This window comes from Phycicoccus sonneratiae (assembly GCF_016887965.1).
Lineage (GTDB): Bacteria > Actinomycetota > Actinomycetes > Actinomycetales > Dermatophilaceae > Phycicoccus > Phycicoccus sonneratiae.
On sequence record NZ_JAFDVD010000009.1, the window covers coordinates 147,419 to 167,201 of the forward strand.

General features: G+C 72.8%; 20 protein-coding genes. 11 read left to right on the forward strand and 9 right to left on the reverse strand.

The window, feature by feature from the left end; genetic code table 11:
• The first annotated feature begins 10 nt into the window (after nt 1-10).
• The 3 genes from JQN70_RS09745 (at nt 11) to JQN70_RS09755 (ending at nt 1,762) form a co-directional block, all read left to right on the forward strand.
• Complete coding sequence (locus JQN70_RS09745) at nt 11-349, forward strand: DUF1048 domain-containing protein (RefSeq protein WP_204131136.1); 339 nt, start codon at nt 11-13, stop codon at nt 347-349.
• A gap of 4 nt (nt 350-353) precedes the next feature.
• On the forward strand, nt 354-1,133 hold the full coding sequence (locus JQN70_RS09750) for a MerR family transcriptional regulator (RefSeq protein ID WP_204131137.1): 780 nt from the start codon (nt 354-356) through the stop codon (nt 1,131-1,133).
• A gap of 119 nt (nt 1,134-1,252) precedes the next feature.
• Nucleotides 1,253-1,762 carry a CHAP domain-containing protein gene (locus JQN70_RS09755; protein ID WP_204131138.1) on the forward strand — a complete coding sequence of 170 codons (510 nt, stop codon included), beginning with the start codon at nt 1,253-1,255 and terminating at the stop codon, nt 1,760-1,762.
• A gap of 27 nt (nt 1,763-1,789) precedes the next feature.
• Here JQN70_RS09755 and JQN70_RS09760 read toward each other — a convergent pair whose 3' ends face one another.
• From JQN70_RS09760 to JQN70_RS09770, 3 genes are all read right to left on the reverse strand, one after another.
• Nucleotides 1,790-2,227 carry a hypothetical protein gene (locus JQN70_RS09760; protein ID WP_204131139.1) on the reverse strand — a complete coding sequence of 146 codons (438 nt, stop codon included), beginning with the start codon at nt 2,225-2,227 and terminating at the stop codon, nt 1,790-1,792.
• A gap of 77 nt (nt 2,228-2,304) precedes the next feature.
• Nucleotides 2,305-3,336: a hemolysin family protein gene (locus JQN70_RS09765; protein ID WP_204131140.1), complete on the reverse strand. Its 1,032-nt coding sequence runs from the start codon at nt 3,334-3,336 to the stop codon at nt 2,305-2,307.
• Entirely contained in the window at nt 3,333-4,670 is a 1,338-nt protein-coding gene (locus JQN70_RS09770; RefSeq protein ID WP_204131141.1) for a hemolysin family protein, read from the reverse strand. Before JQN70_RS09770 ends, JQN70_RS09765 begins: the two co-directional genes overlap by 4 nt.
• A 166-nt stretch (nt 4,671-4,836) precedes the next feature.
• Here JQN70_RS09770 and JQN70_RS09775 point away from each other — a divergent pair, with 166 nt between their 5' ends.
• The 5 genes from JQN70_RS09775 to JQN70_RS09795 all read left to right on the forward strand — a co-directional run bounded on the left by JQN70_RS09775 (nt 4,837) and on the right by JQN70_RS09795 (nt 11,577).
• Nucleotides 4,837-5,829, forward strand: a complete 993-nt coding sequence (locus tag JQN70_RS09775; protein ID WP_204131142.1) for an ABC transporter ATP-binding protein — start codon at nt 4,837-4,839, stop codon at nt 5,827-5,829.
• Nucleotides 5,826-6,668: an ABC transporter permease subunit gene (locus JQN70_RS09780; RefSeq protein WP_204131143.1), complete on the forward strand. Its 843-nt coding sequence runs from the start codon at nt 5,826-5,828 to the stop codon at nt 6,666-6,668. Before JQN70_RS09775 ends, JQN70_RS09780 begins: the two co-directional genes overlap by 4 nt.
• Nucleotides 6,669-6,832: 164 nt before the next feature.
• A complete protein-coding gene (locus JQN70_RS09785; protein WP_204131144.1) occupies nt 6,833-10,690 on the forward strand; it encodes a multifunctional oxoglutarate decarboxylase/oxoglutarate dehydrogenase thiamine pyrophosphate-binding subunit/dihydrolipoyllysine-residue succinyltransferase subunit in 3,858 nt (1,285 codons plus the stop codon).
• A 27-nt stretch (nt 10,691-10,717) separates the two neighbouring features.
• Nucleotides 10,718-10,894, forward strand: coding sequence for a DUF6104 family protein (locus JQN70_RS09790; protein WP_204131145.1), 177 nt, complete (start codon nt 10,718-10,720; stop codon nt 10,892-10,894).
• 8 nt (nt 10,895-10,902) lie between these two features.
• Complete coding sequence (locus tag JQN70_RS09795) at nt 10,903-11,577, forward strand: GDSL-type esterase/lipase family protein (RefSeq protein WP_204131146.1); 675 nt, start codon at nt 10,903-10,905, stop codon at nt 11,575-11,577.
• A gap of 42 nt (nt 11,578-11,619) precedes the next feature.
• Here the strand turns inward: JQN70_RS09795 and JQN70_RS09800 are convergent, their stop codons facing one another.
• The 4 genes from JQN70_RS09800 to rfbB form a co-directional block, all read right to left on the reverse strand.
• On the reverse strand, nt 11,620-12,588 hold the full coding sequence (locus JQN70_RS09800) for a zinc-binding dehydrogenase (RefSeq protein ID WP_204131147.1): 969 nt from the start codon (nt 12,586-12,588) through the stop codon (nt 11,620-11,622).
• A 10-nt stretch (nt 12,589-12,598) separates the two neighbouring features.
• Nucleotides 12,599-13,267: a class I SAM-dependent methyltransferase gene (locus JQN70_RS09805; protein WP_204131148.1), complete on the reverse strand. Its 669-nt coding sequence runs from the start codon at nt 13,265-13,267 to the stop codon at nt 12,599-12,601.
• Between the two features lie 74 nt (nt 13,268-13,341).
• On the reverse strand, nt 13,342-14,193 hold the full coding sequence (gene rfbD, locus JQN70_RS09810) for a dTDP-4-dehydrorhamnose reductase (protein ID WP_204131149.1): 852 nt from the start codon (nt 14,191-14,193) through the stop codon (nt 13,342-13,344).
• On the reverse strand, nt 14,193-15,200 hold the full coding sequence (gene rfbB, locus JQN70_RS09815; protein WP_204131150.1) for a dTDP-glucose 4,6-dehydratase: 1,008 nt from the start codon (nt 15,198-15,200) through the stop codon (nt 14,193-14,195). The genes rfbD and rfbB overlap by 1 nt, the downstream gene beginning before the upstream one ends.
• A 52-nt stretch (nt 15,201-15,252) precedes the next feature.
• On the opposite strand from rfbB, the gene rfbA reads away from it, so the two are divergent.
• Both rfbA and JQN70_RS09825 read left to right on the forward strand, forming a co-directional pair.
• Complete coding sequence (gene rfbA / locus JQN70_RS09820; RefSeq protein WP_204131151.1) at nt 15,253-16,131, forward strand: glucose-1-phosphate thymidylyltransferase RfbA; 879 nt, start codon at nt 15,253-15,255, stop codon at nt 16,129-16,131.
• Entirely contained in the window at nt 16,131-16,739 is a 609-nt protein-coding gene (locus JQN70_RS09825) for a dTDP-4-dehydrorhamnose 3,5-epimerase family protein (RefSeq protein WP_204131152.1), read from the forward strand. Before rfbA ends, JQN70_RS09825 begins: the two co-directional genes overlap by 1 nt.
• Here the strand turns inward: JQN70_RS09825 and JQN70_RS09830 are convergent.
• Together JQN70_RS09830 and JQN70_RS09835 are read right to left on the reverse strand one after the other, a co-directional pair.
• Nucleotides 16,724-17,335 (reverse strand): arsenate reductase/protein-tyrosine-phosphatase family protein, encoded by a 612-nt coding sequence (locus JQN70_RS09830; RefSeq protein ID WP_204131153.1) that lies wholly within the window; start codon nt 17,333-17,335, stop codon nt 16,724-16,726. The genes JQN70_RS09825 and JQN70_RS09830 overlap by 16 nt on opposite strands.
• An 18-nt stretch (nt 17,336-17,353) precedes the next feature.
• Nucleotides 17,354-18,544, reverse strand: a complete 1,191-nt coding sequence (locus tag JQN70_RS09835; RefSeq protein WP_204131154.1) for an NAD(P)-dependent malic enzyme — start codon at nt 18,542-18,544, stop codon at nt 17,354-17,356.
• 314 nt (nt 18,545-18,858) lie between these two features.
• On the opposite strand from JQN70_RS09835, the gene JQN70_RS09840 reads away from it, so the two are divergent.
• On the forward strand, nt 18,859-19,779 hold the full coding sequence (locus JQN70_RS09840; RefSeq protein WP_204131155.1) for an ABC transporter substrate-binding protein: 921 nt from the start codon (nt 18,859-18,861) through the stop codon (nt 19,777-19,779).
• Nucleotides 19,780-19,783: the final 4 nt, after the last annotated feature.

A 19,783-nucleotide genomic window follows, 5' to 3' on the forward strand; every position in this document is an offset into this window, starting at 1 on the left:
GGAGCACACCGTGTACCGCATCCTCAGCAAGGTCATCGGCGAGAAGAAGGAGTGGAGGGCGATGGAGGCCCGGGCCGCGGCCCTCCCGCGCGACTTCCGCACCGTCTACGGCGAGGTCAAGGCGTACGTCTGGAGGTTCGCCGGGGGCGACGGCCGCGAGTCGATCGGCGCGCTCGCGACGATCCTCGGGCTCTTCGAGACCGCCGCCGCGGAGGGACGAGGTGTCCGCGACGTCACCGGCCGCGACGTCGCCGCCTTCTGCGACCGCCACCTCACCGGCGTCACGAGCTGGACCGACGGCTGGCGCGCGTCGCTCAACGACGCCGTGGCCCGCAAGGTCGCAGACTGAGCCCGTGCTCACCATCAGCCAGCTCGCGTCGTACGCCGGCGTCACCGTCCGGGCCGTGCGTCACTACCACGCGAAAGGGCTTCTCCCGGAACCGGAGCGAGACCACTCCGGGTACCGACGCTACGACGCCGGGGCCGCCGTCCAGCTCGTGCGCATCCGAACCCTCGCGGACGCCGGCGTGCCGCTCTCGCGGGTCCAGGAGCTGCTCGCAGCCGGCGACGAGGAGTTCGCGGCGGCGGTCGAGGACATCGACCGCCGCCTGCGGGCCGAGATCCGCGAACGGCAGCGGCACCGCGAACGCATCGCCCGGCTGGCCGCCGGCGACAGCCTCGCCCTTCCGCCCGAGGCCGTCGCCTACCTCGAACGGATGCGTGAGCTCGGGCTCCCCCGCCGGGTCATCGACGGCGAGCGCGACGCCTGGATCCTCGTCGCCGCCCAGCTGCCGGAGCGGATGGACGCGTACATCGCGAGCAAGCGCGGGCAGATCGAGGACCCCGACATCGCCGACTTCTACCGCGAGATCGACGAGATGCTCGACTGGGAGCCCGGCGACCCGCGGCTCCCGGCCCTCGCCGACCGGCTCGTCGCCCAGCTCGAGGCCGCCGACACGGACGAGATGGACGCCTTCGCGACGCACGGCATCCCGGACGACCTCGCCGCCCTGCTCGACTCGATGTTCCTCGACCAGGTGCCCGTGGCCCCCGAGCTGGTGCGGCTCGTCCGCGAGCGCGGCTGGACGGGCTGGACCGTGCTGCGCCGCGTCGCGCCCACTCCGCCGTCCTGAGAGACCGCCGAGGTCGGCCGCCCCCCGCCGCGACGGGGGGCGCCGACCGGAGTACGTTCACGAGCACCCGGGGGCGGGGGTCGCTCCCGGAGACGCACCACCAACGGGAGGGACACACCATGGACACCACACCAGAGGCACGCCTGGGCCGCCGGTCCGCACTCGGCCTCGGCCTCGGGGCCGTCGCCGCCGGAGGGCTGACCGTCGTCACGGCCGAGTCCGCGAGCGCGGTCGGCGCGGCCGACCCCGTCGACGACTACCCCTACAAGAACTCGACGATCGACGTGCCCGGCCGGTGGAACTTCTTCACCCGCGAGTGCACCTCGTTCGTCGCGTGGAGACTCAACCGGCGCAACGGGATCGCGTTCAACAACAACTGGCGGGGAGTGCACTGGGGCGACGCCTCGAACTGGATCCACGCCGCGGGGCTCGCGCGGCTGACCGTGAACCGCACGCCACGGGTCGGGGCGGTCGGCGTTCCCGACGGCCACGGCCACGTCGCGTGGGTCAACCGGATCCGCAGCAACGGCGACGTCTCGTACGAGGAGTACAACTGGTCGCCGCCGCATGTCTACAACCACCGCATCCTGCCGCGCGGTGGCTGGCGGTACATCCACTTCCCGGGCTGACGCCCGCACCGGTGGGGCGTCCGGGCCTCAGGTCCGGGCGCCTCGCCGCGTCCGCCACCAGGCGGCGGCGAGACCCATCTCGACGAGGCCCAGGCCGGCGATGACCGGCTGGAGGAAGAAGTAGCGGCGCAGGAGCAGCAGCTGCACGACGATCCACAGGACGAGCGCGGCACCTGCGGCCAGCCCGACGAGGGGGGCACGCTCGCCCGCCCGCCACACCTCGACGGCGGCGAGGGCCTGCGGCACCGCGACGGTCAGGAACAGGGCCACCCCGGGCAGCACCCACGAGTCGACCGGCAGGTGCTCGAGCCACTCCCGCGGCATGCCCATCCCGTTCACCATCAGCCCGACACCGCCGTAGACGGCGTTGAGCGCGACGAGGACCAGCACGACGAGCAGAGTGGTCCCGGGCCACCCCCGGGCGGTCCGGGTGCGGGGCGGGCGGGACAGGTGGAGCGTGGTCATCAGGGCCTCCCGCCCATCCTCCCGCGCGAGCCCGCCCAGGACCGCGCCGGTGTGAGGCAGCAGACGTGACGCGCCGGTCAGCCGCGCTGCGAGGCGTCGGACACCTCGCCGACGAGCTCCTCGATGACGTCCTCGAGGAAGACGACCCCGACGACGCCACCGTCGGCGTCGACGACGCGGGCGACGTGGGAGCCGCTGTCCTGCATCGTCTGGAGCACCGACTCCACCTCGTCGCCGCGCCGGACCGTGGCCAGCCGGCGGACCCGCTTGGCCGGCACCGGCTCGTGCCGCTCCTCGTCGTCGGCGTAGAGCACGTCCTTGAGGTGGAGGTAGCCGTCGAGGCCGCCCGAGGCGTCGAGCACCGGGTAGCGGGAGTACCCGTGCCGGGCGACGAGCCGCTCGATGTCGTCCGGGGTCGCCTCGGGCGACACCGTGACGAGCGCGTCGAGGCGCACGCCGACGTCGGCGGCGTCCTTGTCGCTGAACTCGAGCGCGGCACCGAGCCGGCGGTAGTCGTGGACGCCGACGAGGCCCTCGTCGCGGGACTCGTCGAGGATGTGCGCCACCTCCTCGGCGGTGAACGCGGACGCGACCTCGTCCTTGGGCTCCACCCCGAAGAGCCGGATGACCGCCTTGGCCAGCCAGTCCATCGCGTGGATGACCGGGGCGACGACCCGCGAGACCATGACGAGCGCCGGCACGAGGACGACCGCCGCCCGCTCCGGACGCGCGATCGAGATGTTCTTGGGGATCATCTCGCCGTAGACGACGTGGAGGAACACGACGATCGCCAGGGCGAGCGCCAGCGCGAGGACGTCGGCGACGACCTCGGACAGGCCCGCCGCCTCGACGAGCGGCACGAGCGCGTGGTGCAGCGCGGCCTCGGAGATCGCACCGAGCAGCACCGAGCAGACGGTGATGCCCAGCTGGGCCGTCGCGAGCAGGATGCCGGTGCGCTGCAACGCCTCCAGCGCAGTCCGGGCGCGTTTGCTCCCCGCGTCGGCGAGGGGCTCGAGCTGGCTGCGGCGGGCCGACATCGCGGCGAACTCCGCGCCGACGAAGAAGGCGTTGGCCGCGAGGAGCAGCACGGTGAGCACCACGGTGGTCATCGCTCGCCCTCCCCGTCGACGGCCTCACGGGACGTCGCGACGAGCGTGGGCCGCAGCCGCAGCCGGTCGACCCGGTGGCCCTCCATGTCGACGACGCGGGCGGTCCAGCCGTCGACCTCGACCTCGTCGCCGACGGCGGGCACGCGACCGAGGGCGGCCATCACCCACCCGCCGACCGTCTCGTAGGCCGGCCCCTCGGGGACCTCGACCCCCACCCGGGCGCGCACCTCGTCCGGACGCCAGAGCCCGGGGACCGACCACGAGCCGTCCGGCAGCCGGCGGCCGGTGGTCTGGCCACGGTCGTGCTCGTCGCTGACCTCGCCGACGATCTCCTCGACGAGGTCCTCGAGGGTGACGACGCCGGAGGTGCCGCCGTACTCGTCGACGACGACGGCGAGCTGCATCCCACCGCCGCGCAGCCGGACGAGGAGCGGGTCGAGGCGCAGGGTCTCGGGGACGAAGACGGCGTCGGTCATCAGCGCCGAGACGGGCACGTCGCCGCGGCGCTCGAACGGCACGGCGATCGCCTTCTTGACGTGGACGATGCCGTCGACGTCGTCCCAGTCCGTGCCGACGACCGGGAAGCGCGAGTGGCCGGTGCGCCGGGCCAGGGCCACGACGTCGGCGGCGGTGGCGGTGCGGTCGACCGACGTGGCGCGCGAGCGGGGGGTCATGACGTCGGCGGCGGTCTGGTCGGCGAAGCCGAGGGAGGCGGTGACGAGCCGGGCCGTCCCCTCGTCGAGCGTGCCGGCCTGCGCGGAGGTGCGCACGAGCGAGGCGAGCTCGGCGGGGCTGCGGGCCGCCGAGAGCTCCTCCTGCGGCTCGATGCCGAGGGCCCGCAGGGTGCGGTTGGCGACCGCGTTGAGCACGAAGACGAGCGGCTTGGCGGCGACGCCGAACCAGTAGACCGGGCCGGCCGAGACCTTCGCGGTCGCCATCGGCAGGGACACGGCGAGGGTCTTGGGGATCATCTCGCCGACGATCATCGAGAAGAGGGTCGCGAGCACGAAGGCGCCGCCGGAGGCGACCGACGCCGCGGCCCCCGCGGACAGCCCCACGCCCTCGAGCGGCCCGGTGAGCAGCACGCCCACCGACGGCGCGGCGATGAAGCCGAGGACCAGCGTCGTGAGCGTGATGCCGACCTGGCAGGCGGAGAGCTCGGTGGACAGCTGGCGGTGCGAGCGCAGCACCGAGCGCGAGCCCGGCTCCCCGGCGTCGACGGCCCGCTGGACGGCGGGGCGGTCGAGGGCCACGAGGGAGAACTCCGCGGCGACGAAGAACGCCGTGCCGACGGTCAGCACGACGCCGAGGACGAGGAGGAGCCAGGGGGTCATCGCAGGCAGGGTCTGGGAGGGTGCATGACCGGACCAGCGTACGGGGGCGCGCCCGGGTTCCGCGCCGGTGCTCCACCCGCGGGCGGAGTGTGACGTCCACCGGGGGGTTGACCCTCACCCCACGGGAGGCTGGAAGGATCGGCTCCATGACTCGCAGGAGGACACCATGACCGCCACGACCGGGACCCGGGACGGGCAGATCCGGATCCAGGGACTCACCAAGCGCTTCGGCGACTTCACCGCCGTCGACGACCTGAGCTTCGACGTCGAGCCGGGCCGCATCACGGGCTTCCTCGGCCCCAACGGCGCCGGGAAGACGACGACGCTGCGCATGCTCCTCGGGCTGGTGCGCCCGACGAGCGGCACCGCCACCATCGGCGGGCGCGACTACGCGCAGCTGCCGCACCCGCTGGGCACCGTCGGCGCCGCCCTGGAGGCGACGAACTTCCACCCGGGCCGCAGCGGTCGCGACCACCTGCTCGTGCTCGCCGACACCGCGTCGATCCCGGCCGCGCGCGTCGACGAGCTCCTCGAGCTGACCGGCATCCCGGCCGCCGCGCGCAAGCGGGCCGGCGGCTACAGCATGGGGATGCGCCAGCGGCTCGGCCTCGCCGCCGCGCTGCTCGGCGACCCCGAGGTCCTCGTCCTCGACGAGCCGGCCAACGGTCTCGACCCCGAGGGCATCCGCTGGCTGCGCGGCTTCCTCAAGCACCTGGCGAGCCAGGGCAAGACGATCCTCGTCTCGAGCCACCTCCTCCAGGAGGTGGCCCAGACCGTCGACGACGTGGTCATCATCGCGAACGGCCGGCTCGTGCGTGCCGGGACGATGGCCGACCTCGAGGGGACGCCCGGCGCCCTCGTCCGCACGAGCGACCCCGAGGCCCTCGCGGGCGCGCTGCGGGTCGCCGACGTCACGAGCACGCTCCAGGACGACGGCGCGCTCGTCGCCGACACGACCGACCTGCGGCTCGTCGGCGACGTCGCCCTGCGGGCCGGCCTGCCGGTCTACGGCCTCCAGCCGCAGCGAGCCGACCTCGAGCAGCTGTACTTCTCCCTCACCGAGGGCACGAACCGCAACCTCGGCGACGCCGCGGTGGCGGTGGGGGCACCCACCGAACGAGACGCCGTCATCGGCGAGGAAGGGGCGGACGAGCGATGATCGGCGCCATTCGGTCCGAGGTCCGCAAGGTCTTCACGACGCGGCTGTGGTGGGGCCTGGGCCTCGGCATGGCCCTGCTCGCCGCGCTCGTCGCGATGGGCTTCGCCGCCCTCGTCGGCAGCGACGCCGCCGGCGCCGGTGACCAGGGCGGTCAGGGCAACCCGTTCGCGCGGATGAGCATCGGCACCGCGCAGATCGTCTACAACGCGGGCATCGTGCAGCAGATGACGCTGCTCTTCCCGCTCGCTCTCGGCGTCATCCTCATCACGAGCGAGTACCGCCACAAGACGATCACCGCGACCTTCCTCAGCACCCCGAACCGCTGGGTCGTCCTCGTCTCCAAGACGGTCGCCGTGGCCGCGGTGGGGGTCGTCTACGCAGTGCTGCACGCCGCCGCGAGCCTCGCCGGCGCGGTGCCGATCATCTCGCTCGTCAAGGGCCAGGACACCTTCCTCGGCGAGCCGCAGGTGTGGCAGTCGCTCGGCACCGGCGTCATCGCCTTCGCCGTGTGGACCCTCTTCGGCTTCGGCGTCGGCATGCTCATCCACAACCAGATCGCGGCCACCCTCATCGCCGTCGGGGCGACCCTCGTCGTCCAGATCGCGCTGAACATCGTCTTCACGATCAAGGAGTGGTACGCCGCTCTCAAGTGGATCCCGGGCAACCTCACGACGAACATGCTCGTCACCTCGGACCCCACGCAGGGGCAGAACGTCGACCCGGCCACCGCCGCGCAGTACTTCGACCACTGGTGGCAGGCCGCGCTCGTGCTCGTCGCCTACTCGGTCGGCCTCGCGGTCGTCGGAGCCTTCCTCACGACCCGCCAGGACGTCGCCTGACGGCGGGCGGCAGCGCACGACGGCGACCGGTGGGGCCTCCCCACCGGTCGCCGCGCGTTCGGGACCACTCGGCGTGCGGTGACACGGGCGCAACGCCCGCGTAATAGGCTGGGAGGTACACCCACGACCGCCCGACAAGAGCCGATGAAAGAGGCGCATAGCCCGTGGCCGAGCAGTCCCCGTCCAGCGACCCCCTGACCGCCTTCGGACCCAACGAGTGGCTGGTCGACGAGCTGTACGAGCAGTACACGCGGGACAAGAACAGCGTCGACAAGGCGTGGTGGAGCTTCTTCGAGGACTACGTGCCGGGTGAGGGCCAGCACGGTCCCCGCGCGCACGCCACGAACGGCAGCAACGGGGCCCCGGCCGCCGCCGCCCCGCAGGAGAAGGCCGCCCAGCCCGAGACGCCCGCCCCGGCCACCTCCGCGCCGGCACCCAAGGAGCCGGCCGCGGCGCCCGCGGCGAAGCAGGCGGCCCCGGCGAAGCAGGCGCCCCCCGCCGACGACAAGGGCGCCGAGGACAAGTCCGGTAGTGAGAAGGCGGCCGAGCCCAAGGCCTCCGCACCGACCCCCCGTGAGCCGCAGGCCCCGAAGCAGTCGGGCCCGCTCGAGCAGTCGACGCACCAGCCGATCCGCGGCGCCGGCGCCCGGGTCGTCACGAACATGGAGGCCTCCCTCGAGGTCCCCACCGCCACCTCGGTGCGCGCCGTCCCGGCCAAGCTGCTCGTCGACAACCGCATCGTCATCAACAACCACCTCGCCCGCAGCCGCGGCGGCAAGGTGAGCTTCACGCACGTCATCGGCTACGCGCTCGTCAAGGCGCTGGCCGTGATGCCCGAGATGAACAACGGCTTCGGGCACGACGAGAAGGGCAAGCCGGTACTCGTCACGCCGGCCCACGTCAACCTCGGCCTGGCCATCGACCTCGCGAAGCCCGACGGCACCCGCCAGCTCCTCGTGCCGTCGATCAAGGCCGCCGAGACGATGGACTTCGCGCACTTCTGGACCGCCTACGAGGACGTCGTCAAGAAGGCCCGCGGCGGCAAGCTCACCGTCGAGGACTTCCAGGGCACCTCGATCTCGCTCACCAACCCCGGCACCATCGGCACCGTGCACTCGGTGCCGCGCCTCATGGCCGGCCAGGGCGCGATCATCGGCGTCGGGGCGATGGAGTACCCCGCCGAGTGGCAGGGCGCCAGCGCCGAGACCCTCGACCGCAACGCCGTCTCCAAGATCCTCACGCTGACGAGCACCTACGACCACCGGATCATCCAGGGCGCCCAGTCCGGCGACTTCCTGCGCATCGTCCACGGCCTGCTCCTCGGCGACCAAGGCTTCTACGACGAGATCTTCGAGAGCCTGCGCATCCCCTACGAGCCGATCCGCTGGGTGCAGGACGTCTCCGCGACGCACGACGAGGACATCAACAAGGTCGCGCGCGTCCAGGAGCTCATCCACGCCTACCGCGTGCGCGGCCACCTCATGGCCGACACCGACCCGCTCGAGTACAAGCAGCGGCGTCACCCCGACCTCGACATCACCAACCACGGCCTGACCCTGTGGGACCTCGACCGCCAGTTCGCCACCGGCGGGTTCGGCGGCCAGCCGTTCCTCAAGCTGCGCAAGATCCTCGGCATCCTGCGCGACTCGTACTGCCGCACCGTCGGCGTCGAGTACATGCACATCCAGGACCCCGAGCAGCGCCGCTGGATCCAGGCCAAGATCGAGGTCGGCTACGCGAAGACCACGCGCGAGGAGCAGCTGCGCATCCTGCGCCGCCTCAACGCCGCGGAGGCCTTCGAGACCTTCCTCCAGACCAAGTTCGTCGGCCAGAAGCGGTTCTCGCTCGAGGGCGGCGAGTCGGTCATCGCCCTGATGGACCGCATCCTGTCCCGCGCCGCCGAGGACGAGCTCGACGAGGTCTGCATCGGCATGCCGCACCGCGGCCGCCTCAACGTCCTCGCGAACATCGCCGGCAAGAGCTACGGCCAGATCTTCCGCGAGTTCGAGGGCCGCCAGGACCCCCGCTCGGTCCAGGGCTCCGGCGACGTCAAGTACCACCTCGGCACCGAGGGCGAGTTCACCGCCGAGACCGGCGCGACGACCAAGGTCTACCTCGCGGCGAACCCGAGCCACCTCGAGGCCGTCAACCCGGTGCTCGAGGGCATCGTGCGCGCCAAGCAGGACCGGCTCAACCTCGCCGGCGAGGACTTCACCGTCCTGCCGGTGCTCATGCACGGCGACGCCGCGTTCGCGGGCCAGGGCGTGGTCGCCGAGACCCTCAACCTCAGCCAGCTGCGCGGCTACCGCACCGGCGGCACGGTGCACGTCGTCATCAACAACCAGGTCGGGTTCACGACCTCGCCGAGCAGCTCGCGCTCCTCGACCTACTCCACCGACGTCGCGCGGATGATCCAGGCGCCGATCTTCCACGTCAACGGCGACGACCCCGAGGCCTGCGTCCGGGTCGCCGAGCTCGCCTACGAGTTCCGCAAGGAGTTCCACAAGGACGTCGTCATCGACATGGTCTGCTACCGCCGGCGCGGCCACAACGAGGGCGACGACCCGTCGATGACCCAGCCGCTGATGTACAACCTCATCGAGGCCAAGCGCAGCGTCCGCAAGCTCTACACCGAGGCGCTCATCGGCCGCGGCGACATCACCGTCGACGACGCCGAGGCGGCGCTGCGCGACTACCAGCAGCAGCTCGAGCGGGTCTTCGTCGAGACCAAGGCGGCCCTGAAGTCGGTCGAGACCGACGCCGAGACCGGGCGCACCGGCGACGCCGCGGGCTCCGGCCTCGAACCGCCGGCCGCCCAGGCCCCGTTCGCCGACCGCACGACGCACTCGGCGAGCGACACCGCGATCGGCACCGACGTGCTGCACCACATCGGCGACGCCTTCTCCACCCCGCCGCCCGGGTTCACCGTGCACCCGAAGCTGCGCCAGATGCTCGACAAGCGCACCGCCAGCACCCGCGACGGCGGCGTCGACTGGGGTACCGCCGAGCTCCTCGCCTTCGGCTCGCTGCTCATGGAGGGCACCCCGGTCCGGCTGGCCGGCCAGGACAGCCGCCGCGGCACCTTCGTCCAGCGGCACGCGGTGCTCATCGACAAGGAGAACGCCTCCGAGTGGACCCCGCTGCTCTACCTCGGGCAGGGCCAGGCGAAGTTCTGGGTCTACGACTCGCTGCTCTCGGAGTTCGCCGCGATGGGCTTCGAGTACGGGTACTCCGTCGAGCGCCCAGACGCCCTCGTCCTCTGGGAGGCGCAGTTCGGCGACTTCTTCAACGGCGCCCAGACCATCGTCGACGAGTTCATCAGCAGCTCGGAGCAGAAGTGGGGCCAGCGCTCCTCGGTCGTCCTGCTCCTCCCCCACGGCTACGAGGGGCAGGGCCCGGACCACTCCTCGGCCCGCATCGAGCGCTTCCTCACGATGTGCGCCGAGGGCAACATGACCGTCGCGTACCCGTCGACCCCGGCGTCGTACTTCCACCTGCTGCGCCGGCAGGCCTACGCCCGCCCGCGCAAGCCGCTCATCGTCTTCACCCCGAAGTCGATGCTCCGGCTCAAGGCCGCGGCCAGCGCCGCCGAGGACTTCACGACGGGCACCTTCCGGCCGGTGCTCCCGGACCGCCCGGGCGCCACCGAGGGCACCGTCACCCGGGTGCTGCTCGCCGCCGGCAAGGTGGTCTACGACCTCGAGGCCGAGCGCGAGAAGCGCGGCGACAAGGCCATCGCGATCCTGCGCCTCGAGCAGTACTACCCGCTCGCCGGTGCCGAGCTCGCGAAGGCGCTCGCCGAGTACCCCGAGGCCGACGTCGTCGTCGTCCAGGACGAGCCGCAGAACCAGGGCGCCTGGCCCTTCCTCGCGCTCAACCTGCCCGAGTCGCTCGCCGCCCACGGCGAGGAGCGGCGCATCCGCGTCGTCAGCCGGCCCCCGTCGGCGTCGCCGGCCGCGGGCTCGACCAAGCAGCACCAGGCCGAGCAGGCCGACCTCGTCGCCCGCGCCTTCGACAGGTGAGGTTCACCCGCCGGTAGGCTCGCGGACGTGTACTTCACCGACCGCGGGATCGAGGAGCTCCAGGCGCGGCGGGGGGACGAGGAGGTCACCCTCGACTGGCTCGCCGAGCAGCTGAGGACGTTCGTCGACCTCAATCCCGAGTTCGAGGTACCCGTGGAGCGGCTGGCCACCTGGCTGGCCCGACTGGACGACGAGGACGAGTGAGAGAGGCCATGGCCGACGAGCACGGCGGCGACGACGCGGGGACCCCGATCGAGTTCCGCCCGAGCGCGGAGGCGGCGGTCGTCCCCGACGGCCCCCGCGACCTCGCGCTGGTCTTCCTCGGCGCCTCGCTCGTCGCGGGCGTCGGCGACCCCAAGGGACAGGGCTGGGTCACCCGCGTCGTCGGCCGCACCCAGCACCCCGAGCTCACCGTCAACGCCTACAACCTCGGCGTCCGCGGCGACACCTCCGCCCAGCTCCTCGAGCGCTGGGCCTCGGAGGTGCCGCGGCGCTGGGCCGGGCGCTCAGAGCGTCGCCTCGTCCTGTCGGTCGGCACGAGCGACATCCTCCGCGGCGTCACCCTCGCGCGGCACCGGCTCAACCTCGCCAACCTCCTCGACGACGCGACGAGCCACGGCGTCTCGACCTTCGTCGTCAGCCCGCCCCCGTCCGACGACGACGAGCTGAACGCGCGGCTCGAGGTGCTCGTCGACGCCCAGGCCGACGTCTGCTCCCGACGCGGCGTGCCCTTCGTCGACTGCTACGCGCCGCTGCTCGGTCACGACCAGTGGCGCACCGACCTCGCGGCCTCCCGGGTGCCGCACCACCCGGGGCAGGCCGGCTACGGGCTCATCGCCTGGCTGGTGCTGCACAACGGCTGGAACGAGTGGCTCCAGATCGGTTGAGCGAGAACGCTCCTCGCCTCCCCTGACGAGGAGGCCGGGTGGTCAGACGGTGAAGACGACCTTGCCCTCGACCCGGCCGTCGACCATCTTCGCGAACCCGTCGCGCGCCTCGGCCAGCGGCCTCGTCGAGTCGACGAGGGGCTCGATGCCGCGGTCGACGACGAACCGGGCGAGCCGCTCGAGCTCGTCGCGGCTGCCCATCGTCGACCCGACGACACGCAGCTGCTTGAAGAAGATCTTCGTCAGCTCGGCCTTGGCCGGAGCGTCACCGGACGTGGCGCCGGAGATGACCACCGTGCCGCCGGGGCGCAGGCTGTTGATGCTGTGCGACCAGGTGGCGGCGCCCACCGTCTCGAGGACGGCGTCGACCCGCTCGGGCAGCCGCTCGCCGGAGGCGAAGGCGCGGTCGGCGCCGAGGGCCACGGCCGCCTCGCCCTTGGCCGCGTCGCGGCTGGTCACCCACATCCGCAGGCCCGCGGCCGAGCCGAGCTGGACCGCCGCGGTGGCGACGCCGCCCGCCGCACCCTGGACGAGCACGGTGGCCCCGGGCTGGACGTCGGCGTTCGTGAAGAGCATGCGGTAGGCGGTGAGCCACGCCGTCGGCAGGCAGGCGGCGTGCTCCCACGACAGGCCGGCGGGCTTGGGGACGAGGTTGTGCCGCGGGACCGCGACGACCTCGGCGAGGGTCCCGTCGTGAACCTCGGAGAGCAGGCTGCGGCGCGGGTCGAGGGTCTCGTCCCCGGTCCAGCCGGGCGAGGCGACGACCGCGTGGACGAGCACCTCGTCGCCGTCCTCGCTGACCCCGGCGCCGTCGCAGCCGAGGACCATCGGCAGCCGGTCGGCGGGCAGGCCGACCCCGCGCAGCGACCAGACGTCGTGGTGGTTGAGCGCGGCGGTGCGCAGGCGGACCGTGGTCCAGCCCTCCGGCACCTGCGGGTCGGGGTGCTCCCCGACGTCGAGACCGCTCAGCGGGTCGTCGGCGGACTGGGACTTCGCGGAGACGGCGAGCATGCCTCCGACCCTACGTGCTCGCCCCGCGGCGGGCGACGACGACGAACTGGTAGGTGAGCAGGTCGCGCAGGCCCGGCACCCACCCGACGAGCAGGGCGCCCTTGTTGAGGGCCACGGGCGCGTCGACGAAGCGCTGCGAGCGCTTCCACGAGACCGGCCGGAGGGAGGCCCCCTCGAGCAGCTGCTCGATGTCCTTGCGGGCGAACCAGCGCAGGTGGGTGGAGTCGTGCAGCCCTCGGTCGCGGCGCGGCCAGGTGCGGCGGAGGAAGACCGTGGTGAACGTCGCGAGGTGGCCGACGTTCGGGAGGCTGATGACCACCTCGCCGTCCGGCGTCAGGTGCTCGGTGAAGGCCTCGAGGACGCCCCACGGGTCCTGGAGGTGCTCGAGGACGTCGGCGAAGACCATGCAGTCGTACGGGCCCTCGAGCTGCCCGGTGATGTCCTCGAGCTGGTTGAGGTCGCCGGTGATCACCCGGTCGAGGCGGCCACGGGCCTCGGTGGCGAGGGCCTCGTCGTACTCCACGCCGGTGACCCGGGCGCCCTGGCGCTGCTTGACGGCGTCGCCGAGGGTGCCGTTGGCGCACCCGACGTCCAGCACCTCGCGGCGGTCGGAGCCGATCCGCCGGAAGATCTCGGGGCGCAGGCCGGTGTAGGACGAGTACCGCGTGAAGGTCTTCATGGGCCCGAGTCTGCCGTACGCCACGCGGCCGCCGGACGCTGCGGGGGCCCGATCCGCGCCGCGGCCTCGATCGGCTACGTCCCGAGCACCGTGGGGGCCGCGCGGCGCAGCGCGTCCCGCCAGTGCGGCAGCGGCTCGAGGCCGGCGGCCGCCCACATCTCGTGGCCGAGGACGCTGTAGGCCGGCCGCGGGGCCGGCGCCGGGTAGGCGTCGGAGGTGATGGGGGCGACCCGCGCGGGGTCCTGCCCGAGCTCCTCGAGCACGGCCTGCGCGAGGCCGTGCCACGAGGTCTCGCCGGCGTTCGTGCCGTGCCAGATGCCGTACGGCGCCCCGGCCTCGACGATGCGGGCGACGCCCTCGGCCAGGTCGACGGTCCACGTCGGCTGTCCCACCTGGTCGGCGACGAACCCGAAGGTCTCGCGCTCCCCGGCGAGCCGGGCGACGGTGGCCGGGATGTTCTTGCCGTGGGCGCCGTACAGCCAAGCGGTGCGCACGACCCAGGCGCGCGGGCACTCGGCCCGCACGGCCCACTCCCCCGCCGCCTTGGTGCGTCCGTAGGCCGAGGCCGGGGCGACCGGCGAGTCGGCGGGCCACGGGGTCGAGCCCTCGCCGGCCACGACGTAGTCGGTGGAGATCTGCACGAGCGAGCCGTCGCCCGCGGCGACCGCACGGGCGAGGTTGGCGGCCCCGACGGCGTTGACCGCGAAGGCCCGGGCCTCGTCGGTCTCCGCGGCGTCGACCGCGGTGTAGGCGGCGCAGTTGACGACGACGTCCGCCCCGGCGACCACGGACGCGCAGGACGCGGGGTCGAGGATGTCGACGGCCGGGAGGTCGACGCCCTCGACCTCGTGACCGCGCCCGCGCAGCACCTCGACGAGGTCGGTGCCGAGCATGCCGGCGGCGCCGACGACGAGCCAGCGCGCCATCAGCGGCTCAGCACCTGCTGCGTGCGGGCGTACTTGGCCTCGGTGGCCTCCTTCTGCGGGCGCCACCACGCCTCGTTCGCCCGGTACCACTCGATGGTCGCGGCGAGCCCGTCGCGGAAGGAGTCGTAGCGCGGGGTCCAGCCGAGCTCCTGGCGCAGCCGGCCCGCCTCGATGGCGTAGCGCAGGTCGTGCCCGGCCCGGTCGGTGACCTGGTCGAAGCCGTCGGGGTCCTCCCCCATCAGCTCGAGGATGAGGCGCACGACGTCGAGGTTGTTGACCTCGCCGTCGGCCCCGATGAGGTAGGTCTCGCCGGAGACACCCTTGTCGACGATCGTCCAGACGGCCTCGTTGTGGTCGTCGACGTGGATCCAGTCGCGGACGTTGAGCCCGGCCCCGTAGAGCTTGGGGCGCACGCCGTCGATGACGTTGGTGATCTGCCGCGGGATGAACTTCTCGACGTGCTGGCGCGGGCCGTAGTTGTTCGAGCAGTTCGAGATCGTCGCGCGGATGCCGAACGAGCGCACCCACGCCCGGACGAGCAGGTCGGAGCCGGCCTTGCTCGCGCTGTACGGCGAGCTCGGGTTGTAGGGGGTGTCCTCGGTGAACTTCTTCGGGTCGTCGAGCTCGAGGTCGCCGTACACCTCGTCGGTGGAGATGTGGTGGTAGCGGACCCCGTGCCGGCGGACCGCCTCGAGGAGGGCGAAGGTGCCGACGAGGTTGGTCTGGACGAACGGGCTCGGGTCGTCGAGGGAGTTGTCGTTGTGCGACTCGGCCGCGAAGTGGACGACGACGTCGGCCTCGCCGACGAGCCGGTCGACGAGGGAGGCGTCCGCGACGTCGCCCTCGACGAAGCGGATGCGGTCGTGCACCCCGTCGAGCGAGGTCTGCGAGCCCGCGTAGGTGAGCAGGTCGAGGACCGTGACCTCCGCGTCGGGACGGGTCTCCAGCGTCCGGTGGACGAAGTTGCTGCCGATGAAGCCGGCTCCTCCGGTGACGAGTACCTTCATGCGCGCAAGGCTACTGTGCGCCCCGAGGGGCCCGAACGTTACGGTGGGCGCCATGAAAGGCATCGTCCTCGCCGGCGGCAGCGGCACGCGCCTGCACCCCATCACGATGGGGATCTCGAAGCAGCTCATGCCCATCTACGACAAGCCGATGGTCTACTACCCGCTGTCGACGCTGATGATGGCCGGCATCCGGGAGATCCTCGTCATCACGACCCCGGAGGACGTCGACCAGTTCCGCCGCCTGCTCGGCGACGGCTCGCGGTGGGGCATCGAGCTCACGTACGCCGTGCAGCCGCGGCCCGAGGGCCTGGCCCAGGCCTTCGTCATCGGGGCCGACTTCATCGGCGAGGACTCCGTGGCCCTCGTGCTCGGCGACAACATCTTCCACGGCAGCGGCCTCGGCACGGCCCTGCGCCGGCTCACCGACGTCCGCGGCGGGCACATCTTCGCCTACCACGTCGCCGACCCCACGGCCTACGGCGTCGTCGAGTTCGCCGACGACGGCACGGTCCTGTCCATCGAGGAGAAGCCGACGCAGCCGCGCAGCGACTACGCGGTCCCGGGGCTGTACTTCTACGACAACGACGTCGTCGAGATCGCCCGCACCCTCGAGCCGAGCGCGCGGGGCGAGCTCGAGATCACCGCGGTCAACGACGCCTACCTGCGCCGCGGCGACCTCACCGTCACCGTCCTGCCCCGCGGCACCGCCTGGCTCGACACCGGCACCTTCGAGGGGCTGATGGACGCCAGCCAGTTCGTCCACGTCGTCGAGGCCCGGCAGGGGCACAAGATCGGCTGCGTCGAGGAGATCGCCTGGCGCGCCGGGTGGATCGACGACGAGGCCCTGGGCGCCCTCGGCGACTCGCTCGCCAAGTCGGGCTACGGCGCCTACCTCCACGCCTGTCTCGCCCGGGGCCGGGACGGCCGCTGATGGAGATCCGTCCGCTCCCCATCGCGGGGGCCTTCGTCGTCACGCCGCGCCAGTTCCCCGACGACCGCGGCGTCTTCCTCGAGTCCTTCCGCGGCGACCGGCTCGCCGAGCAGCTCGGGCACCGGCCGGACATCGTGCAGACCAACGTGTCGGTGTCCTCGCGCGGCACCGTGCGCGGCATCCACTTCGCCGACGTCCCCCCGGGCCAGGGCAAGTACGTCACCGCGCTCACCGGTGCGCTCGTCGACTACGTCGTCGACATCCGCGTCGGCTCCCCGACCTTCGGGCAGTGGGAGGCCGTGGTCCTCGACACCGTCGACCGCCGCGCCGTCTGGCTCTCCGAGGGCCTCGGCCACGCGTTCTGCGCCCTCGAGGACGGCACGACGGCGATGTACCTCTGCTCGGCGGCCTACAACCCCACGGGCGAGCACGGCATCCACCCGCTCGACACCGGCGTCGGCCTCGAGCTGCCGGCGGGCGTCGAGCCGCTGCTGTCACCCAAGGACGCCGCCGCCCCGAGCCTGGCCGACGCCGAGGCCCAGGGCCTGCTGCCCACGTGGGAGGCGTGCCGCGCGTACGCCGAGGAGCTCGCTCAGCGCGGGAACTGAGCCTCCCAGCGCACGAGCGCGCGCACGGCCGAGTCGAGCTGGCCGGCCATCCGGGCGAACGACGCGGCGCCCCGGCCGTAGGGGTCCTCGACGTCGGTGACCCGTTCAGGGAGGGCACGCAGGGCGCCGAGCACCTCGGGCAGCGCGCGCCACCGGCCGCGGACCTCCTTGGCCCCGACGTCGGCGAGCAGCTCGGGCCACGCGTACTGCTCGCCCACCTCGCGCAGCGCCGCGGCGAGGTCGACGAGGCCGACCGTCCGCCGCACGACGCCGGGCGCCTCCTCGAGCACCTCGTGGCGGTGCCGCGCGGACATCACGAGGACGAGCGACTGCTCGGCGAGCAGGCCCGGGGTGACGAGCCGTGCCGGCTCCGCGGGCACCGGCACCTCCTTGGCCTCGAGCAGCTCGCGCGAGCCGGGGTCGACCGGCCGGCCGACGAGGGCGTGCGTGCCCGCGCTCGAGACCTCGAAGGCGCCCGGCCGGGCCCAGCCCAGGCCCTGCGCGAGCAGGGCTGCGGCGTAGGGCGACCGGCAGACGTTGCCCGTGCAGACGGTGAGGAGGCGGACGGGCTCGCTCGGGGCGGGGCTGACGGTCATGGCGTCCGCCAGCCTAGGTCACCCCGCCGTCGGGCCGGGGCGAGACGCGGTCGGCGCCAGCCGGCGCACCGCCTCGGCCACCGCGTCCGCCACACCCGGCTCGAACACCGACGGCACGATGCACTCGGCGGTGGGCTCCTCCACCATGTCGGCGATGGCCCGCGCCGCGGCGAGCTTCATCGCCTCGGTGATGCGGGTGGCGCCGGCGTCGAGCGCCCCCCGGAAGATGCCGGGGAAGGCGAGGACGTTGTTGATCTGGTTCGGGAAGTCCGAGCGTCCCGTGGCCACGACCGCGGCGTGACGGTGCGCGACGTCGGGGTGCACCTCGGGCGTCGGGTTGGCGAGCGCGAAGACGATCGAGTCCTGCGCCATCGAGGCCACCTGCTCCTCGGGCACCGTGCCGCCGGAGACGCCGACGTAGCAGTCGGCGTCCACGAGGGCGTCGCCGAGCGAGCCGGAGAGCCCGCGCGGGTTGGTCGACATCGCGAGGTGCTTCTTGTGGCCCGCGAGGTCCGGGCGGGACGGGTGGACGATGCCGCGCGAGTCGCAGACGACGACGTCGCGGACCCCGGCCCGCTGGAGCAGCCGGGTGACCGCCACCCCGGCGGCGCCGGCCCCGGCGACGACGACCCGCAGGTCCTCGAGCCGGCGGTCGAGCACGCGCACGGCGTTGTGCAGCCCGGCGAGCACGACGATGGCCGTGCCGTGCTGGTCGTCGTGGAAGACGGGGATGTCGAGGCGCTCCTTGAGCTGCTCCTCGATGTCGAAGCAGCGCGGCGCCGAGATGTCCTCGAGGTTGATGCCGCCGTAGCTGGGCGCGATCCGGGCGATCGCCTCGACGAGCTCGTCGACCGTGCCCGTCTCCATGACGACCGGGACGGCGTCGAGGCCGGCGAAGTGCTTGAAGAGCACCGCCTTGCCCTCCATGACGGGCATCGCCCCGAGCGGGCCGATGTCACCGAGGCCGAGCACGGCCGTGCCGTCGCTGATGACCGCCACGGTGTTGCCGCGCGCCGTGTACCGCGTCGAGAGGGTCGGGTCGGCCGCGATGGCCAGGGACACCTCGGCGACGCCCGGGGTGTAGAGGAGCGAGAGGTCCTCCCTCCCCCGCAGCGGCTGCGTCGCGTGTACGCCCAGCTTCCCGCCCTCGTGAGCGCGGAACACCGGGCTCTCGGGGTCGAAGGACGGCAGGACGGGGGACGCGGACACGGGAGTCTCCTCGGGGGACGACGACGGCACGCCGGAGGCGGCGTGCGGGAGAGGGGGTGGTGCAGGCGGCCCGGGGAATGGGTGCGTCCCGGGTGGTCGCAGGGCGGGGGTGTCCGCCGGAAGGGCCCATCATGGCACAGGCGACCACCCCTGCCGAGGGGTCACGGTGTGACCCACGTCGCGATGCAGGCCCGCCCCGGTCCGGGGATAGTTACCGAGGCGTGACGCACGTCGCACCCTCCGGTGGCAGGATCACCCCCACAACCTCTCGACCGGGCACCACACCGCGTCCGGCTCCGTGTGAAAGGACCAGCATGTTCCGCACTCGCGCGATCGCCGTCGCGACGCTCGCCACGACCGCCCTCGCCCTCACCGCCTGCGGCTCCGACTCGCTCTCGGAGGGTGGCGGCTCCAGCACCACGCCGGCCGCCTCGTCCTCCTCGACCCCGAGCGTCGACGAGGCCCTGGTCGCCAAGCTGCCCGAGAAGGTCAAGAGCGCCGGGAAGATCGTCATCGGCACGGACGCCACGTACCAGCCGAACGAGTACCTCGACGCCGACGGCAAGACCGTCATCGGCATGGACGTCGAGCTGTTCGACGCGGTCGCCGCGAAGTTCGGCCTGAAGACCGAGTGGGTGCCCTCCGCCTTCGACTCGATCATCCTCGGCACGCAGAGCGGGAAGTACGACATCGGCATCTCGTCCTTCACCGTCAACGCCGAGCGCGAGCAGCAGGCGACGATGGTCAGCTACTTCACCGCCGGCACGCAGTGGGTGACGAAGAAGGGCAACCCCAAGGGGATCGACCCCGAGGACGCCTGCGGCAAGAACGTCGCGGTCCAGAAGGGCACCGTGCAGGCCGACACCGACCTCCCGGCCCGCCAGGACAAGTGCAAGGCGGCCGGCAAGCCGGCGATCAACGTCCTCGTCGACGCCGACCAGGGCAAGGTGACGACGATGGTCGTCTCCGGCAAGGCCGACGCCATGCTCGTCGACCTCCCGCCGGCCATCGCGGCGGTCGACTCCACCAACGGCCAGCTCGAGCTCCTCGGCGAGCAGTACGACTCGGCCCCCTACGGCTACGTCCTGCCCAAGGACCAGACCGACTTCGGCGCGGCGATCGTCGAGGCGCTCAAGCAGCTCGAGGCCGACGGCACCTACCAGCAGATCCTCGCCAAGTGGAAGACCGAGGGCGGCGCGATCTCCGACTTCGCCGTGAACCCGTCGGTCTCCTGACCCG

Bases quoted from the DNA above. Each gene is read 5' to 3' on its own strand.
- JQN70_RS09830 (WP_204131153.1), bottom strand. From the start codon at position 17,335: ATGACCGTCAGCCCCGCCCCGAGCGAGCCCGTCCGCCTCCTCACCGTC.
- rfbB (WP_204131150.1), bottom strand. From the start codon at position 15,200: ATGAAGGTACTCGTCACCGGAGGAGCCGGCTTCATCGGCAGCAACTTC.
- JQN70_RS09840 (WP_204131155.1), top strand. From the start codon at position 18,859: ATGTTCCGCACTCGCGCGATCGCCGTCGCGACGCTCGCCACGACCGCC.
- JQN70_RS09805 (WP_204131148.1), bottom strand. From the start codon at position 13,267: ATGAAGACCTTCACGCGGTACTCGTCCTACACCGGCCTGCGCCCCGAG.
- JQN70_RS09775 (WP_204131142.1), top strand. From the start codon at position 4,837: ATGACCGCCACGACCGGGACCCGGGACGGGCAGATCCGGATCCAGGGA.
- JQN70_RS09755 (WP_204131138.1), top strand. From the start codon at position 1,253: ATGGACACCACACCAGAGGCACGCCTGGGCCGCCGGTCCGCACTCGGC.
- rfbD (WP_204131149.1), bottom strand. From the start codon at position 14,193: ATGGCGCGCTGGCTCGTCGTCGGCGCCGCCGGCATGCTCGGCACCGAC.
- rfbA (WP_204131151.1), top strand. From the start codon at position 15,253: ATGAAAGGCATCGTCCTCGCCGGCGGCAGCGGCACGCGCCTGCACCCC.
- JQN70_RS09800 (WP_204131147.1), bottom strand. From the start codon at position 12,588: ATGCTCGCCGTCTCCGCGAAGTCCCAGTCCGCCGACGACCCGCTGAGC.
- JQN70_RS09770 (WP_204131141.1), bottom strand. From the start codon at position 4,670: ATGACCCCCTGGCTCCTCCTCGTCCTCGGCGTCGTGCTGACCGTCGGC.
- JQN70_RS09795 (WP_204131146.1), top strand. From the start codon at position 10,903: ATGGCCGACGAGCACGGCGGCGACGACGCGGGGACCCCGATCGAGTTC.
- JQN70_RS09780 (WP_204131143.1), top strand. From the start codon at position 5,826: ATGATCGGCGCCATTCGGTCCGAGGTCCGCAAGGTCTTCACGACGCGG.
- JQN70_RS09825 (WP_204131152.1), top strand. From the start codon at position 16,131: ATGGAGATCCGTCCGCTCCCCATCGCGGGGGCCTTCGTCGTCACGCCG.
- JQN70_RS09765 (WP_204131140.1), bottom strand. From the start codon at position 3,336: ATGACCACCGTGGTGCTCACCGTGCTGCTCCTCGCGGCCAACGCCTTC.
- JQN70_RS09760 (WP_204131139.1), bottom strand. From the start codon at position 2,227: ATGACCACGCTCCACCTGTCCCGCCCGCCCCGCACCCGGACCGCCCGG.